This is a genomic window from Pseudomonas peli (genome assembly GCF_050563605.1).
In the GTDB taxonomy this organism is placed as follows: Bacteria; Pseudomonadota; Gammaproteobacteria; order Pseudomonadales; family Pseudomonadaceae; genus Aquipseudomonas; species Aquipseudomonas peli_A.
On sequence record NZ_JBNXUH010000002.1, the window covers coordinates 365,627 to 380,122 of the forward strand.

12 protein-coding genes and 3 tRNA genes are annotated in these 14,496 nt (G+C 59.1%); 3 read left to right on the plus strand and 12 right to left on the minus strand.

Annotated features, from left to right (window positions below; translation table 11 throughout):
• Window positions 1-131: 131 nt before the first annotated feature.
• The 6 genes from clpX to ACQ4LH_RS04010 all read right to left on the minus strand — a co-directional run bounded on the left by clpX (window position 132) and on the right by ACQ4LH_RS04010 (window position 4,017).
• On the minus strand, window positions 132-1,412 hold the full coding sequence (gene clpX, locus ACQ4LH_RS03985; RefSeq protein WP_430696030.1) for an ATP-dependent Clp protease ATP-binding subunit ClpX: 1,281 nt from the start codon (window positions 1,410-1,412) through the stop codon (window positions 132-134).
• Between the two features lie 112 nt (window positions 1,413-1,524).
• Complete coding sequence (gene clpP / locus ACQ4LH_RS03990) at window positions 1,525-2,160, minus strand: ATP-dependent Clp endopeptidase proteolytic subunit ClpP (RefSeq protein WP_275962616.1); 636 nt, start codon at window positions 2,158-2,160, stop codon at window positions 1,525-1,527.
• Between the two features lie 95 nt (window positions 2,161-2,255).
• The gene (gene tig, locus ACQ4LH_RS03995; protein ID WP_430696031.1) at window positions 2,256-3,566 is read right to left on the minus strand and encodes a trigger factor; all 1,311 of its coding nucleotides are present in this window, start codon (window positions 3,564-3,566) and stop codon (window positions 2,256-2,258) included.
• A 127-nt stretch (window positions 3,567-3,693) separates the two neighbouring features.
• Window positions 3,694-3,778 (minus strand) — tRNA-Leu (locus ACQ4LH_RS04000).
• Between the two features lie 52 nt (window positions 3,779-3,830).
• Window positions 3,831-3,906 (minus strand) — tRNA-His (locus ACQ4LH_RS04005).
• A gap of 34 nt (window positions 3,907-3,940) precedes the next feature.
• Window positions 3,941-4,017 (minus strand) — tRNA-Arg (locus tag ACQ4LH_RS04010).
• Between the two features lie 271 nt (window positions 4,018-4,288).
• Between ACQ4LH_RS04010 and folD the strand changes: the two genes are divergently transcribed.
• Complete coding sequence (gene folD, locus ACQ4LH_RS04015) at window positions 4,289-5,143, plus strand: bifunctional methylenetetrahydrofolate dehydrogenase/methenyltetrahydrofolate cyclohydrolase FolD (protein ID WP_305591633.1); 855 nt, start codon at window positions 4,289-4,291, stop codon at window positions 5,141-5,143.
• A gap of 72 nt (window positions 5,144-5,215) precedes the next feature.
• Here the strand turns inward: folD and ACQ4LH_RS04020 are convergent, their stop codons facing one another.
• From ACQ4LH_RS04020 to ACQ4LH_RS04045, 6 genes are all read right to left on the minus strand, one after another.
• Window positions 5,216-6,958 carry an ABC transporter substrate-binding protein gene (locus tag ACQ4LH_RS04020; protein WP_430696032.1) on the minus strand — a complete coding sequence of 581 codons (1,743 nt, stop codon included), beginning with the start codon at window positions 6,956-6,958 and terminating at the stop codon, window positions 5,216-5,218.
• 83 nt (window positions 6,959-7,041) lie between these two features.
• A complete protein-coding gene (locus ACQ4LH_RS04025) occupies window positions 7,042-7,314 on the minus strand; it encodes a DUF2160 domain-containing protein (RefSeq protein ID WP_090386722.1) in 273 nt (90 codons plus the stop codon).
• An 11-nt stretch (window positions 7,315-7,325) separates the two neighbouring features.
• On the minus strand, window positions 7,326-8,126 hold the full coding sequence (locus ACQ4LH_RS04030) for a carbohydrate ABC transporter permease (protein ID WP_430696033.1): 801 nt from the start codon (window positions 8,124-8,126) through the stop codon (window positions 7,326-7,328).
• A gap of 8 nt (window positions 8,127-8,134) precedes the next feature.
• Window positions 8,135-8,998, minus strand: coding sequence for a carbohydrate ABC transporter permease (locus ACQ4LH_RS04035; protein WP_430696034.1), 864 nt, complete (start codon window positions 8,996-8,998; stop codon window positions 8,135-8,137).
• Entirely contained in the window at window positions 8,995-10,107 is a 1,113-nt protein-coding gene (locus ACQ4LH_RS04040; protein ID WP_430696035.1) for an ABC transporter ATP-binding protein, read from the minus strand. Before ACQ4LH_RS04040 ends, ACQ4LH_RS04035 begins: the two co-directional genes overlap by 4 nt.
• On the minus strand, window positions 10,107-11,201 hold the full coding sequence (locus tag ACQ4LH_RS04045; RefSeq protein ID WP_430696036.1) for an ABC transporter ATP-binding protein: 1,095 nt from the start codon (window positions 11,199-11,201) through the stop codon (window positions 10,107-10,109). Before ACQ4LH_RS04045 ends, ACQ4LH_RS04040 begins: the two co-directional genes overlap by 1 nt.
• Window positions 11,202-11,461: 260 nt before the next feature.
• On the opposite strand from ACQ4LH_RS04045, the gene ACQ4LH_RS04050 reads away from it, so the two are divergent.
• Together ACQ4LH_RS04050 and ACQ4LH_RS04055 are read left to right on the plus strand one after the other, a co-directional pair.
• Window positions 11,462-13,333: a sigma-54-dependent Fis family transcriptional regulator gene (locus ACQ4LH_RS04050; RefSeq protein WP_430696037.1), complete on the plus strand. Its 1,872-nt coding sequence runs from the start codon at window positions 11,462-11,464 to the stop codon at window positions 13,331-13,333.
• 195 nt (window positions 13,334-13,528) lie between these two features.
• Window positions 13,529-14,437: a polysaccharide deacetylase family protein gene (locus ACQ4LH_RS04055; RefSeq protein ID WP_430696038.1), complete on the plus strand. Its 909-nt coding sequence runs from the start codon at window positions 13,529-13,531 to the stop codon at window positions 14,435-14,437.
• Window positions 14,438-14,496: the final 59 nt, after the last annotated feature.

The window sequence follows — 14,496 nt, forward strand, 5'->3', positions numbered from 1 at the left end:
GCCATACGGCCGTAAACAGATGGGATGACCCTTAACCCTAAGATGGGGGCAGCCCCAACAAAAAACAAGCGTTGGCGCAGCAAAAGCAAAGGGGCCCGCAGGCCCCTTGCTTTCAACATGTTGCAAAGCTGTTACGCGTCAGGCGCTGCCTTGGCTGGCAGCTCGTTGTTCTCATAAATGAGCAACGGCTTGGAGGTGCCATCGATGACGCTTTCATCGATAACCACCTTGCTGACATCAGACTGCGACGGAATCTCGTACATGGTATCGAGCAGGATACCTTCGAGAATCGAACGCAGGCCGCGGGCCCCGGTCTTACGCTCCAGCGCCTTGTGCGCAACCGATTTCAGCGCATCCGGACGGAACTCCAGCTCAACCCCTTCCATCTCGAACAGCTTGGCGTATTGCTTGGTCAGGGCGTTCTTCGGCTCGGTCAGAATTTGCACCAGAGCCGCTTCGTCCAATTCATCCAGCGTGGCGATAACCGGCAAGCGACCCACGAACTCAGGAATCAGGCCAAACTTGACCAAATCATCAGGCTCAACGGCGCGCAGTGACTCGCCGATTTTTTTGCCCTCTTCCTTGCTGCGAACTTCGGCGCTGAAGCCGATACCACCCTTAGTCGAGCGGCCCTGGATAACTTTTTCCAGACCAGAGAACGCACCACCGCAGATAAACAGAATGTTGCGCGTATCAACCTGCAGGAACTCCTGCTGCGGATGCTTGCGACCGCCCTGCGGCGGCACCGAGGCAACCGTACCCTCGATCAGCTTGAGCAGCGCCTGCTGCACGCCCTCGCCCGATACGTCGCGGGTAATCGACGGGTTATCCGATTTACGCGAAATCTTGTCGATTTCGTCGATGTAGACGATGCCCATCTGGGCTTTTTCCACATCGTAATCGCACTTCTGCAGCAGCTTCTGAATGATGTTCTCGACGTCCTCACCGACATAACCGGCTTCGGTCAGGGTGGTGGCGTCGGCGATGGTGAACGGTACGTTAAGCAAGCGTGCCAGGGTTTCGGCCAGCAGGGTTTTACCCGAGCCAGTCGGACCAATCAGCAGGATGTTGCTTTTGCCCAGCTCGACATCGTCTTTCTTGTCGCGCTGGTTGAGGCGCTTGTAGTGGTTGTACACCGCTACCGCCAGAACCTTTTTCGCACGCTCCTGACCAATGACGTACTGATCGAGGATGGTGCTGATTTCCTTGGGAGCAGGCAATTTATGCGCGCTGCTCTCGGCCTGAGCTTCCTGCACCTCCTCACGGATGATGTCATTGCACAGGTCGACGCACTCGTCGCAGATAAAGACCGAGGGGCCGGCAATCAATTTGCGCACTTCATGCTGGCTTTTGCCGCAGAAGGAGCAATAAAGCAGCTTGCCGTTGTCCTCGCCGTTGCGGGTGTCAGTCATTCGTTCAATCCAAATCCGATAGGCTTGCAACACAAGATGAAGGCTTATGCGGGCTTTTTCAAGCCCGCCAGAGACTGGACACGCCGGCCCGCCTTATTTTGAGTTGCTTATATTAAGCGGGGCGCTTTTCAATCACTGCGTCGATCAACCCATATTCACGAGCCGCTTCGGCACTCATGAAATTATCACGATTGGTATCGCGCTCGATTTCTTCCAAAGTGCGTCCACTGTGCTTGGCCATCAGCATATTGAGGCGCTCACGGATGAAGAGGATTTCCTTCGCGTGAATTTCAATGTCCGACGCCTGGCCTTGGAAGCCGCCCAGTGGCTGGTGAATCATCACGCGCGAGTTCGGCAGGCAGTAACGCTTGCCCTCGGCGCCAGCAGTCAGCAGGAATGCACCCATGCTGCACGCCTGACCAATACAGGTGGTGGACACGTTAGGCTTGATGAATTGCATGGTGTCGTAGATCGACATACCCGCCGTCACCGAACCACCTGGAGAGTTGATGTAAAGATGAATGTCCTTGTCCGGATTTTCCGCTTCAAGGAATAGCAGTTGCGCACAGATCAGGTTGGCCATGTAGTCCTCTACAGGGCCGACAAGAAAGATCACTCGCTCTTTGAGCAGGCGCGAATAGATGTCGTAAGCGCGCTCACCGCGAGCCGTCTGCTCGACAACCATCGGTACCAGGCCGCCAGCGGCTTGGATATCAGGCATTTGCTGCATAAAAGGATTGCGGGACATGCGTGCACTCGCTCCCTAACTAAATAGTCATGTCACAAATACGCATAAGCCAGCGCGGAGGCTGGCTTATGGCGTGTTCGAACGAGGTAAAGAAATCAGGCGGCTTGTGGTGCTTCTACCGGCTTGACAGCTTCTTCGTACGAGACCGCTTTATCGGTCACGTTGGCCTTCTGCAAAACAGTATCTACAACTTGCTCTTCCAGTACAACCGAACGTACTTCGTTCATTTGCTGGTCGTTTTTGTAGTACCAGGCCACAACCTGTTCAGGCTCTTGGTAAGCCGAAGCCATTTCCTGAATCATTTCGCGAACGCGGGCGTCATCCGGCTTCAGTTCGCACTGCTTGACCACTTCAGCCACAACCAGACCCAGCACAACGCGACGCTTGGCTTGCTCTTCGAACAGCTCAGCTGGCAGCTGCTCAGGCTTGAGGTTGCCACCGAACTGCTGAACGGCCTGCACGCGCAGACGGTTCACTTCGTTGCTGATCAGTGCTTTCGGCACTTCGATCGGGTTGGCAGCCAGCAGACCGTCCATCACCTGGTTTTTAACCTTGGATTTGATCGCCTGGCGCAGCTCGCGCTCCATGTTCTTGCGCACTTCAGCGCGGAAGCCTTCCAGACCGCCTTCTTTCACGCCGAACAGGGCGAAGAAGTCATCATTCAGCTCAGGCAGCTGAGGAGCCGCGATACTGTTGACGGTGACGGCGAACTCGGCAGTTTTGCCAGCCAGATCCAGATTCTGGTAATCAGCCGGGAAAGTCGGGTTGATTACGCGCTCTTCACCAGCCTTGGCGCCCACCAGTGCATCTTCAAAGCCAGGGATCATGCGGCCAGAGCCGAGAACCAGCTGAGTGCCCTTGGCCGAACCGCCCGCGAAAGCTTCGCCGTCGATCTTGCCAACGAAATCGATGTTCAGTTGGTCGCCATTCTCGGCAGCGCGCTCGGCGGCTTCGAAACGGGTGTTCTGCTTGCGCAGGATCTCCAGCATGTTGTCGACGTCAGCGTCAGCTACGTCAGCCTGCAGGCGTTCGATAGCGATGGATTCGAAGCCAGCAACGGTGAATTCAGGGAACACTTCGAAGATCGCAACGTATTCCAGATCCTTGCCTTTCTCGAACGACTTCGGCTCAACGGCCGGAGCGCCAGCTGGATTGAGTTTCTGCTCAACAACGGCTTCGTAGAAAGTGGATTGGATCAGATCGCCCAGAGCTTCCTGACGCGCAGCATCTTCATAACGCTGGCGGATCACGCTCATTGGCACTTTGCCAGGACGGAAACCAGGGACCTTGGCACGACGGGCAGTCTGCTGCAGACGCTTGTTGACTTCAGTCTCGATGCGCTCAACAGAGACGCCAACGGTCATACGGCGCTCGAGAGCAGAGGTACTTTCAACAGAAACTTGCATGGATAATCCTCGTTGCACAGACATAAGCCGGCCGCTTGCCGGCCCCTAATCAAGGGCATGCATTCTAGAGGGTCGATTTGCAGAAGTCACCCTAGATGCAGGCGGCAAACGGGAGGGAGTTAAAAGATGGTGCGGACGGAGAGACTCGAACTCTCACGCCTTGCGGCGCTGGAACCTAAATCCAGTGTGTCTACCAATTCCACCACGTCCGCGTGGTAAAGCTTTATACAAAAACGCCAGGAATTAACCTGGCGCCTTGGAAAATGGGGTGGACGATGGGGATCGAACCCACGACAACAGGAGTCACAATCCTGCGCTCTACCAACTGAGCTACGCCCACCATATTGCATTTTGCTTGAGCCAAGACCGCCAAATGGCACGCCCGGCAGGACTCGAACCTGCGACCATCCGCTTAGAAGGCGGATGCTCTATCCAGCTGAGCTACGGGCGCCTATCCATCTGCAGATGCAGACTTAAAGCTTTCGGCTTCGGAAAAAACTTTGCAGCTTCGCCCTTTGCCGTCTTACCCAGCGACTGGCTGTGCTCGACAAGCGGGGCGAATGTTATAGAGGCAGTTTCAGGTCGTCAACAGGAAAAGTTAAAAAAATTCAGCCATTTAAAGGAGTTACGCGAAAACCGCGGCGTGCGCCTTTGCCCCACAGCATGGTCATGCGAGAATGCGCGTCCTTTTTCCATCCTTTCTTTATGGTTAACCAAGCGCAATGACCGCACAACTGATCGATGGCAAAGCAATTGCCGCCAGCCTGCGCCAGCAGATCGCCCAACGTGTCGCCGAACGACGTCAGCAAGGCCTGCGCGCACCCGGGCTGGCGGTGATTCTCGTCGGTAGCGACCCTGCGTCCCAGGTCTACGTTTCGCACAAACGCAAAGACTGCGAAGAAGTCGGTTTCGTTTCGCAGGCCTATGACCTGCCAGCCAGCACCGGCCAGGACGAGCTGATGGCATTGATCGACCGCCTGAATGACGAACCGAGCATCGACGGCATTCTGGTGCAACTGCCACTGCCGGAACACCTCGACGCGTCTCTATTGCTGGAGCGCATTCGCCCGGATAAAGACGTTGACGGCTTCCACCCCTACAACATCGGCCGCCTGGCCCAGCGCATGCCGCTGCTGCGCCCTTGCACCCCGAAAGGCATCATGACCCTGCTGCAAAGCACCGGTGTCGACCTTTATGGCATGCACGCAGTGGTAGTTGGTGCCTCGAACATTGTCGGCCGGCCGATGGCGATGGAGCTGCTGCTGGCCGGTTGCACCGTCACCGTGACCCACCGTTTCACCAAAGACCTGCCCATGCATGTCGGCCAGGCCGATATCGTCGTAGTCGCAGCTGGCAAACCTGGCCTGGTTCACGGCGAGTGGATCAAGCCTGGCGCCATCGTCATCGACGTTGGCATCAACCGTCAGACCGACGGCAAGCTGATTGGCGATGTGGTGTATGAAACCGCCCTGCCCCGCGCTGGCTGGATTACTCCGGTGCCAGGCGGCGTTGGACCGATGACCCGCGCCTGCTTGCTGGAAAATACCCTGCATGCCGCCGAGCACCTGCACGACTGAGTGCTGCGCTAGCAGAAATAGAAAACGGCACCTCAGGTGCCGTTTTTTTATGCTTGAGCTCAACCCACAGCGTCAGTCGCGGGCTTGTTCCCAGGATTTCAGCAACTCGTTGTAGTTGATGGTTTCACCCTTGGGCTTCTCGTTGGCCAGTTTCGGCTTCGGTGCGCCAGGCTGATCCAGCCAGTACTGCGGATCTTTCGGCTCGTTCAGCTTCGGTCCACACTCGCCGAGCACGCCGGAACGCTCGAGGCGGCCCAACATGGTGTCCTGCGCCGCTGCCAAGCCATCCAGCGCCTCTTGCGGCGACTTATCACCGCTGGCTGTTTCGGCAATGAATTGCCACCACAGTTGAGCCAAGCGTGGGTAGTCAGGCACGTTGGTACCGGTCGGCGTCCACTGCACCCGCGCCGGGCTGCGATAGAACTCCACCAGGCCACCCAGTTTCGGCGCGACGTCGGTCATGGCCTGCGAGTTGATGTCCGACTCACGAATCGGCGTCAGGCCAACCAAGGTCTTCTTCAGCGAGACGGTTTTCGAAGTAACGAACTGCGCATAGAGCCAGGCGGCCAGGCGCTGTTTCTCAGGGGTGGATTTGAGGAAGGTCCAGGAGCCGGCGTCCTGATAGCCCAGTTTCATGCCCTCTTCCCAGTACGGCCCTTTTGGTGAAGGCGCCATACGCCACTTCGGCGTGCCGTCTTCATTTACTACCGGCAAGCCTGGTTTGGTCATGTCAGCGGTAAAGGCGGTGTACCAGAAGATCTGCTGGGCGATGCTGCCCTGCGCTGGCACCGGACCGGACTCAGAGAAAGTCATGCCCTGCGCTTCTGGAGGCGCGTATTTGCGCATCCAGTCGACATATTTGGTGGTCGCATACACCGCCGCCGGGCCGTTGGTATCGCCGCCACGGGCGACGCTGGAACCCACCGGACGGCAACCGTCTACGCGAATACCCCACTCATCCACCGGCAAGCCGTTAGGCAGCCCCTTGTCGCCGCCACCCGCCATGGAGAACCAGGCATCGGTAAAGCGCCAGCCCAGGGATGGGTCCTTCTTGCCGTAATCCATATGGCCGTAGATGCGCTGGCCATCGATCTCCTTGACCTTCTCGGAGAAGAACTCGGCGATGTCTTCATAGGCCGACCAGTTGACCGGCACACCCAGCTCGTAGCCGTAGATTTCCTTGAACTTGGCCTTCAGCTCCGGGCGCTCGAACCAGTCAGCGCGGAACCAATACAGGTTGGCGAACTGCTGATCCGGCAGCTGATAGAGCTTGCCGTCGGGCCCGGTGGTGAAGGAAATGCCGATAAAGTCCTGCAGATCGAGGGTCGGCGAGGTCACCGCCTTGCCTTCGCCTTCCATCATGTCGCTGATGGCCACGGCCTTGCCGTAGCGAAAGTGCGTGCCGATCAGGTCCGAGTCGTTGATATAGCCGTCGTAGATGTTCTTGTCCGATTGCATCTGGGTTTGCAGTTTCTCGACGACATCACCTTCCTGCATCAGGTCGTGCTTGAGCTGGATTCCGGTTATTTCGCTAAAGGCCTTGGCCAGTACCTTGGACTCGTACTCGTGGGTGGCGATGGTTTCCGAAGCCACGCTGATGCTCATGCCGCGAAACGGCTCGGCGGCCTTGATAAACCACTTCAACTCTTCGAGTTGCTGCTCAGGCGTCAGGGTCGAGGGATTGAACTCCTCGCCGATCCACTTCTTTGCCGCTTCTTCGTAGGCATCAGCCCAGGCTGCGCCGCTCAAGCCGGACAACGTCAGCAGGGCAGCCAGCGCCATGCTATGTCGAGTTTTGTTGTTATTGTCGAACATAGAGACCTCCATCTCAGGGTTTGGAATGAGGCAAGCGGGTCATGGCCGCGCCCAGCCAGCAGGCGCGCCCAAGGCAGCCCGGTTCAGCCCCAACGCATCACTGCAAACAACCAGAACAGGGACAGCACCGAGGCTATCCAGACACTCCAATCGGTCGCGCCCACCACCAGCAGGTGCAGGTAGGCACTTCCAAGCAGACCGATAAACAGCCGATCACCACGGGTGGTGCTGATCGGCAACAAGCCCTTGCGCTCGATACAGGGCGAACGCAGTTCCCAGATCGTCATGCCGACCAGCAGCATGCCGATAAAACCGAAAAACAACGCCGTCGGCAGAGTCCAGGCCATCCAATCCATAGTCGTGGCTCCTATACCCGGCCCAGGGCAAAGCCCTTGGCCACATGGTTACGAACAAACCAGATCACCAGCATGCCCGGCAGAATGGTCAACACCCCCGCCGCCGCCAGCACGCCCCAATCGATCCCTGATGCCGACACGGTCCGTGTCATCACCGCCGCAATCGGCTTGGCATCCACCGAGGTCAGGGTTCGCGCCAGCAGCAGCTCGACCCAGGAAAACATGAAGCAGAAGAACGCGGTGACGCCGATGCCCGAGCCAATCAGCGGGATAAAGATCTTCACGAAGAATTTCGGGAAGCTGTAGCCGTCGATATAAGCGGTCTCGTCGATTTCCTTCGGCACCCCGGACATAAAGCCTTCAAGAATCCACACCGCCAGCGGCACGTTGAACAGGCAGTGCGCCAGCGCCACGGCAATATGCGTATCGAACAGGCCGATCGACGAGTACAGCTGGAAAAACGGCAGCAGAAACACCGCTGGTGGCGCCATGCGGTTAGTCAGCAACCAGAAGAACAGGTGCTTGTCGCCGAGAAAACGGTAGCGGGAAAACGCATAGGCCGCCGGCAGCGCCACCGTCAGCGAGATCGCCGTGTTCAAGCACACGTAGTACAGCGAGTTGAGATAGCCCTCGTACCAGCTCGGGTCGGTGAAGATCACCTTGTAGTTGTCCAGAGTGAAGCCGTGCGGCCAGAGCGTCAGGCCGCCGAGGATCTCGGTGTTGCTCTTGAACGACATGTTCAGCAGCCAGTAGATCGGCACCAGCAGGAACAGGACATACAGCCCCAGTACCACCTTCTTGCGTAGGGTCATGGTCGGCCTCAGCGAGTCTTATCGTTGTGGGTCATGGCGGTGTAGAACAGCCAGGACACCAACAGGATGATCAGGAAGTACACCAGCGAAAACGCCGCCGCCGGGCCCAGGTCGAACTGGCCGATGGCCATCTGCGTCAGGGTCTGGCTAAGGAAGGTAGTGGAGTTACCCGGCCCGCCGCCGGTGAGCACGAAGGGTTCGGTGTAGATCATGAAACTGTCCATAAAACGCAGCATCACCGCGATCAGCAGCACGCTCTTCAACTTGGGCAGCTGGATATGGCGGAACACCGCCCAGTCGGATGCGCGGTCGATGCGCGCGGCCTGGTAGTACACATCCGGAATGGCACGCAGCCCCGAATAACACAGCAGCGCCACCAGCGAGGTCCAGTGCCAGACGTCCATGATCAGCACCGTGACCCAGGCGTCGCTGGTATTCGAGGCATAGTTGTAGCTGATGCCCAGGCTGTTCAGGCTCCAGCCCAGCAAGCCGATGTCGGCGCGGCCGAATATCTGCCAGATGGTGCCAACCACGTTCCACGGAATCAGCAGCGGAATCGCCAGCACGATCAGCACCAGCGAGGCCATGCGCCCCTTGGTCGGCATGCACAAAGCGATGGCGATACCCAAGGGGATTTCGATCAGCAGCACGCAGGCGGAGAAGATGAACTGACGCAGCAGCGAATCATGCAGACGGGTGTCCTGCAGCACCTGCTTGTACCAGTCGACGCCGACGAAATAGCGCGTGGAATGGTCGAAGATGTCCTGCACCGAATAGTTGACCACCGTCATCATCGGCACGATGGCGCTGAACGCCACCAGCAGAAATACCGGCAGTACCAGCCACCAGGCCTTGTTGTTCTGCACCTTCATGGCTGCACCTCCTGCGCTTGCGCCTCAACCAGAAAGTCATCGGCGTAGAGCATCAGCCACTGCGCCGGAAAGCTCAGGTACACCTGCTGCTGCGGCACGGGCTGGTCCTCCTGCAGGCGCACCTTGAGCGATTGGCCATCGAGCTTGAGGGTGAGAATCTTGTAGGTGCCGAGGTCTTCGACATGCACCACCTCGCCACACAGCGCGTCCTCGTTGGGGCCATCCCAGACGTGTATGAACTCCGGGCGAATACCGATTTTCAGGCTAGCTCCAGGCAGCTCGGTAACCCGCCGATTGAGCGCGGCAGACAACGGCAGCACGGTGTTATTGAAACGCACGCCGCCGGCACAGGGCACCACATCGACCAGGTTCATCCCCGGGCTGCCAATGAAGTAGCCGACAAAGGTATGGCTGGGCCGCTCGAACAACTCGCGCGGGGTGCCGAACTGGACGATCTGCCCGCCATACATCACCGCAATCTTGTCGGCGAAGGTCGAGGCTTCGAGCTGGTCGTGCGTGACATAGACCATGGTGATATTGAACTGCTCGTGGATCTGCTTGAGCTTGCGCCGCAGCTTCCATTTCAGGTGCGGGTCGATCACCGTCAGTGGTTCATCGAAGAGGATCGCCGATACATCGTCACGCACCAGGCCGCGACCCATGGAGACCTTCTGCTTCTCGTCGGCGGTGAGGTTACGGGCGCGCTTGTGCAGCAACGGGTGCAGCTCCAGCACCTCGGCAATTTCGTTGACCTTGGTGAGGATCTTCGCCTCGTTCATGCCCTGATTGCGCAACGGAAAGGCCAGGTTATCGAACACCGTCATGGTGTCGTAGACCACCGGAAACTGGAAAACCTGAGCGATATTGCGCAGCTCCGGCGGCAGCGCGTTGACCACCTTGCCATCAAACTGCACCTCGCCATGGGACGGGCTAAGCAGCCCGGAAATGATATTCAGCAGGGTCGACTTGCCGCAGCCGGACGGCCCCAGCAGCGCATAGGCGCCGCCCTGCTCCCACACATGGTTCATCTCGCGTATGGCGTAATCGGCCGCGCCTGTCGGCGCGCGACTGTAACTGTGGGCCAGGTTGTGCAAACGGATCTCGGCCATCAGGCAACCCTCCCCAGACGGCGGCTGGGCGCCTGAATCAACTGCCCATCAGCGGCGAAGACAAACAGCTTGTGTGTGGGGATATAGATGAGGATCGGCGTGTCCACGTCGTACTCATGCACCCCAGGCAGATGCAGCACCAGCACGAACTGCTCGTTGCGCACATGCAGAAAGGTTTCCGAACCGCTGATCTCGGCCAGTTCGACCGTTACCGCCAGCTCCAGATCATCATCATTGGACGGCACCAGACCGATATGGCTGGGGCGCACGCCAAAGCGGTATTCGCCCTCGGCGATGCCTTGCAGGTCCGGGTTGAGCGGAAAATGCACGGTATCGGCAAAACTTACTTCAGTGCCGCTGACGCGCCCCGGCATCAGGTTGATCGCAGGCTCCGAGAACAGCTCGGCGGCAAGCACCTGCTGCGGACGGTGATAAACCTCGGCGGTCTTGCCGCTCTGCACCACCCGCCCTTCATGCAGGATGGTGGTGGTGCCACCCAGGGCCAGGGCCTCGTTGGGCTCAGTGGTGGCATAAATGGCGATGGTGTGACGAGCCTGGAACAGCTCGCGCATCTCCTGGCGCAGCTCTTCTCGCAGCTTGTAGTCGAGGTTGACCAGCGGCTCATCAAACAGAATCAGCGAAGCATCCTTGACCAGCGCCCGCGCCATCGCCGTGCGCTGCTGCTGTCCGCCGGACAGCTCCAGCGGATGACGCTGGAGCAAGGCCTCGATACGCAGCATCTTCGCCGTGGCATGGACCTTTTCCAGAATCTCGGCCTTGCTCACCCCGGCCTGACGCAGCGGCGAGGCGATGTTCTCGAACACCGTCAGGGTCGGGTAATTGATGAACTGCTGGTAGACCATCGACACGTTGCGCTGGCGCACCGAGACATTGGTCATGTCCGCGCCATTCATCAGGATGCGTCCGCTAGTGGGCTTATCCAGCCCCGCCATCAGGCGCATCAGGCTGGTCTTGCCAGACAGCGTGCGCCCCAGCAGCACATTGAAGGAGCCAGGTTCGAAGCTCAGGCAGGCATCGTCGATATGCAGCTGGTGATCAACGATCCGCGTGACATGCTCCAGGGTAAGTGACATGGGCCGTCCTTTTTCTTGTTATCTGCCCAGTAACAAGGCGAGTTCCGTGCCAACCCGCTGCAGCGCCTCCAAGCTATTGATTTAAAACAGCTGTACGTGAATTTAGGCAGCCCACCAAAACGCTACTGAACAATTTTGAACAGTGCACAGTGAACAACTGAACAGTCACAGCGTTGACATTGAACAGCCTTCGGCGACACTGCAGGGGCCCGGCGCAGACCGAGGCCCATAACAACAAGAACCCGCGCGAGATACCTGTCATGGCTGACGCTGTCACTGCCCTGCCCCACGAGACCATCATCCAGGACTCCTGGACACGCTGCCGTGACTACGGCCTGACCCACCAGAGCACACCGATCTTCAACCAGCCCGAACGCGGCGAAATCAGCGCGCTGCTGGAAAGCCAGCATGCCCTGGTGCACACCACCCACAAGGAAGTGCTGCCTTACTACGGCACCATCCTGGCCAACTCCAATTGCCTGATCATGCTGGCCGACCATCAGGGCCAGGTGCTGCAGTCCTGGGGCGACCAACGTTTTATCGAACCGAGCCGCGCCGCAGGCTTTGTCGCCGGAGCCACCTGGCTGGAGCGTTACACCGGCACCAATGCCATCGGCACCGCCCTGAGCTGCGGCCAGGCGGTACATATTCAGCACGATGAGCATTTCCTCAAAGCCAACCGCTTTATGACCGGTTCGGCCTCGCCGATTTTTGACGAGCAGCGGCAGATGATTGCGGTGCTGGATGTGTCGAGCGACAGCTACCTGCCGCCCTCGCACACCCTGGGCATGGTCAAGATGATGAGTCAGTCGGTGGAAAACCGCCTGATTCTCAACCTGTTCCAGCAGCGCTACTTCCAGCTGAGCTTCAACACCAGCCTGGATAACCTCAGCAGCCCCTGGGCCGGACTGTTGATTTTCGATGAGCAAGGTCAGGTGGTATCCGCCAATCGCCGTGCAGACAGCCTGTTAGGTGTGGGCCTGGCCCAGGTAAATATCGAAAGCCTGTTCGACGTGCCGCTGCAGCAACTGCTCAACCAGCCTGAAGCGCTGCCATTCAACCTGCGCGCCAGCGGGCGCTTTCGCTTTCACGCGCAAATCAAACGCCCGCAGCAACCTTCGCCAATCCAGGCCCGCGACTTTCGCCCAGCCCAACAGCCTCCTACCAGCACCACTAGCAACCACTTCACCCTGGCCTCGCTCAACCTCGGCGACCCGCGTGTCGACAAAGCGGTACGCCAGGCGGAGCGACTGCTGGAAAAAGACATTCCGATCCTGGTGCATGGCGAAACTGGAGTCGGCAAGGAGGTTTTCGTCAAAGCCCTGCACCACGCCAGTTCGCGCGCCAGCCAGGCCTTTATCGCAGTCAATTGCGCAGCCATTCCGGCCGAACTGGTGGAGTCCGAGCTGTTCGGCTATGAAAAAGGCGCGTTTACCGGGGCCAACCAGAAAGGCAGTATCGGCCTGATTCGCAAAGCCCATAAAGGCACGCTATTTCTCGACGAAGTCGGCGATATGCCACTGCGGGTGCAGGCCCGTCTGCTGCGGGTACTGCAGGAACGCTGTGTACAACCGCTGGGGAGTAGCGAGCTGTACCCGGTGGATATCCGTCTGATTTCCGCTACCAACCGCCCGCTGCGCCAGGATGTGGAAGGCGGGCTGTTTCGCCAGGACCTTTACTACCGCATCAGCGGCCTTAACCTGGAGCTGCCGCCGCTGCGCGAACGCACCGACAAGGCCGCCATGGTTCAGCGCATCTGGGACTACCACCGCGAACCGCAACAATGGGCCGGGCTAAGCCATGAGGTGCTGAGCCTGTTCGAACGCCATCCCTGGCCCGGCAACCTGCGCCAACTGAGCAGCGTCCTGCAGATTGCCCTGGCCATGGCCGATGACCAGCAGATCCGCGCCGAACACTTGCCGGATGACTTCTTTGCGGATTTGCAGCCAGCAGCTGCGCAAACGCCCTCCACCCAGCCATCTCCACAACCTCTGCCCAGCACCAGCGCGGATGATCTGGCCAGCCAGTACCAGGCCTGCGGCGGCAATATCTCGCACCTGGCGCGCAGCCTCGGGGTCAGCCGCAACACGCTGTACAAGCGGCTACGGGAAACGGGCCTGACAGCGCGCTAAAACACGCCGCAGCGCCTGTGATCGTTACCGTTTTCCCTAGCGATGGACCTATACGGCCCCAATAGGGTCAAAACCCTTAATAGCTAATCATCGGTTCCCACTGCGGCCATAGCCGCATAGACTCCGCGCCCCGCCCTCTGCCTCCTGCGCGTTCCACCCTGCCACCCCCTCTGTCCCTTCGCGAGCCAAAGCCTAATGCGTTACCCCGCAACTCCAACAACCGCTTTTTCGCAAATCTCGCAGCCACTGCGATGGAGTTGCGCCGTGCTGGCCATAGTGCTGTTGAGTGCCTGCAGCAGCCTTGCACCGCCACAATCCAACCCCGAGATTGAGCCGATACGCTTTCTGCTGAGTTTCGACGACGGCCCCAGCGCCAGCACCCGCGACAATCCAACCGAGCAGATCCTCGACACCCTGGCAGACAACCCGATTCAGCCAGGGATCAAGGCGCTGTTCTTTGTGCAGACTCGCGCCGCAGCAGCCGGCGGCAGCGTTCAGGGCCAGGCGCTGCTGCAGCGCCAACAACGCGAGGGCCATCTGCTGGGCTTTCACACCGCCACCCCAGGCCATGCCAATCACCGCTTTCTCAGCCCGGCTGCTCTGGATCAGTCGCTGAAAGATGGCGTAGCCGACCTGACCGCCATTAGCGGCGCAGCGCCGCGCCTGGTGCGGCCACCCTTCTGGAACTACGACGAACGCACCTTCGCCGCCTATCAGGCGCATGGTTTGCGTTTGCTTTTGACCGACCTGAGCGCCAACGATGGCAAGACCTGGGGCATCAATGGCAGCCTGCGTCGGCGCAGCAACCTGCGTGACCAGCTCGCCCGCGCGGCGCAGCAGATCAGCGTCGGCGCCTTGCCGACTGTCGATGGGGTTATCCCGGTAGTAGTGACCTTCCACGACCTCAACCCCTACACCGCGCGGCATATGCAGGAATACCTGCAAATTCTTCTGGATGTGGCCGAAGATGTTGGCCTGGCCACCGATAAACAGCCGTTCTATGACCAGCGCGACGCCCTGCAACGTGCCGCACTAAGGCGCGCCCTCGGCGACCCACTGCAATACGCCCGCCTGCCGGGACTGTGGAACTGGTTGTGGGACTAAGCCCTGCGGCCAACGGTTACAAGTGACCGCTATGAGTCTGTTCACAATCTCAGGCGCGT

Excerpts from the sequence above, each read along its gene's own strand:
- clpX (WP_430696030.1), bottom strand. The coding sequence starts at position 1,412 with ATGACTGACACCCGCAACGGCGAGGACAACGGCAAGCTGCTTTATTGC.
- clpP (WP_275962616.1), bottom strand. The coding sequence starts at position 2,160 with ATGTCCCGCAATCCTTTTATGCAGCAAATGCCTGATATCCAAGCCGCT.
- tig (WP_430696031.1), bottom strand. The coding sequence starts at position 3,566 with ATGCAAGTTTCTGTTGAAAGTACCTCTGCTCTCGAGCGCCGTATGACC.
- folD (WP_305591633.1), top strand. The coding sequence starts at position 4,289 with ATGACCGCACAACTGATCGATGGCAAAGCAATTGCCGCCAGCCTGCGC.
- ACQ4LH_RS04020 (WP_430696032.1), bottom strand. The coding sequence starts at position 6,958 with ATGTTCGACAATAACAACAAAACTCGACATAGCATGGCGCTGGCTGCC.
- ACQ4LH_RS04025 (WP_090386722.1), bottom strand. The coding sequence starts at position 7,314 with ATGGATTGGATGGCCTGGACTCTGCCGACGGCGTTGTTTTTCGGTTTT.
- ACQ4LH_RS04030 (WP_430696033.1), bottom strand. The coding sequence starts at position 8,126 with ATGACCCTACGCAAGAAGGTGGTACTGGGGCTGTATGTCCTGTTCCTG.
- ACQ4LH_RS04035 (WP_430696034.1), bottom strand. The coding sequence starts at position 8,998 with ATGAAGGTGCAGAACAACAAGGCCTGGTGGCTGGTACTGCCGGTATTT.
- ACQ4LH_RS04040 (WP_430696035.1), bottom strand. The coding sequence starts at position 10,107 with ATGGCCGAGATCCGTTTGCACAACCTGGCCCACAGTTACAGTCGCGCG.
- ACQ4LH_RS04045 (WP_430696036.1), bottom strand. The coding sequence starts at position 11,201 with ATGTCACTTACCCTGGAGCATGTCACGCGGATCGTTGATCACCAGCTG.
- ACQ4LH_RS04050 (WP_430696037.1), top strand. The coding sequence starts at position 11,462 with ATGGCTGACGCTGTCACTGCCCTGCCCCACGAGACCATCATCCAGGAC.
- ACQ4LH_RS04055 (WP_430696038.1), top strand. The coding sequence starts at position 13,529 with ATGCGTTACCCCGCAACTCCAACAACCGCTTTTTCGCAAATCTCGCAG.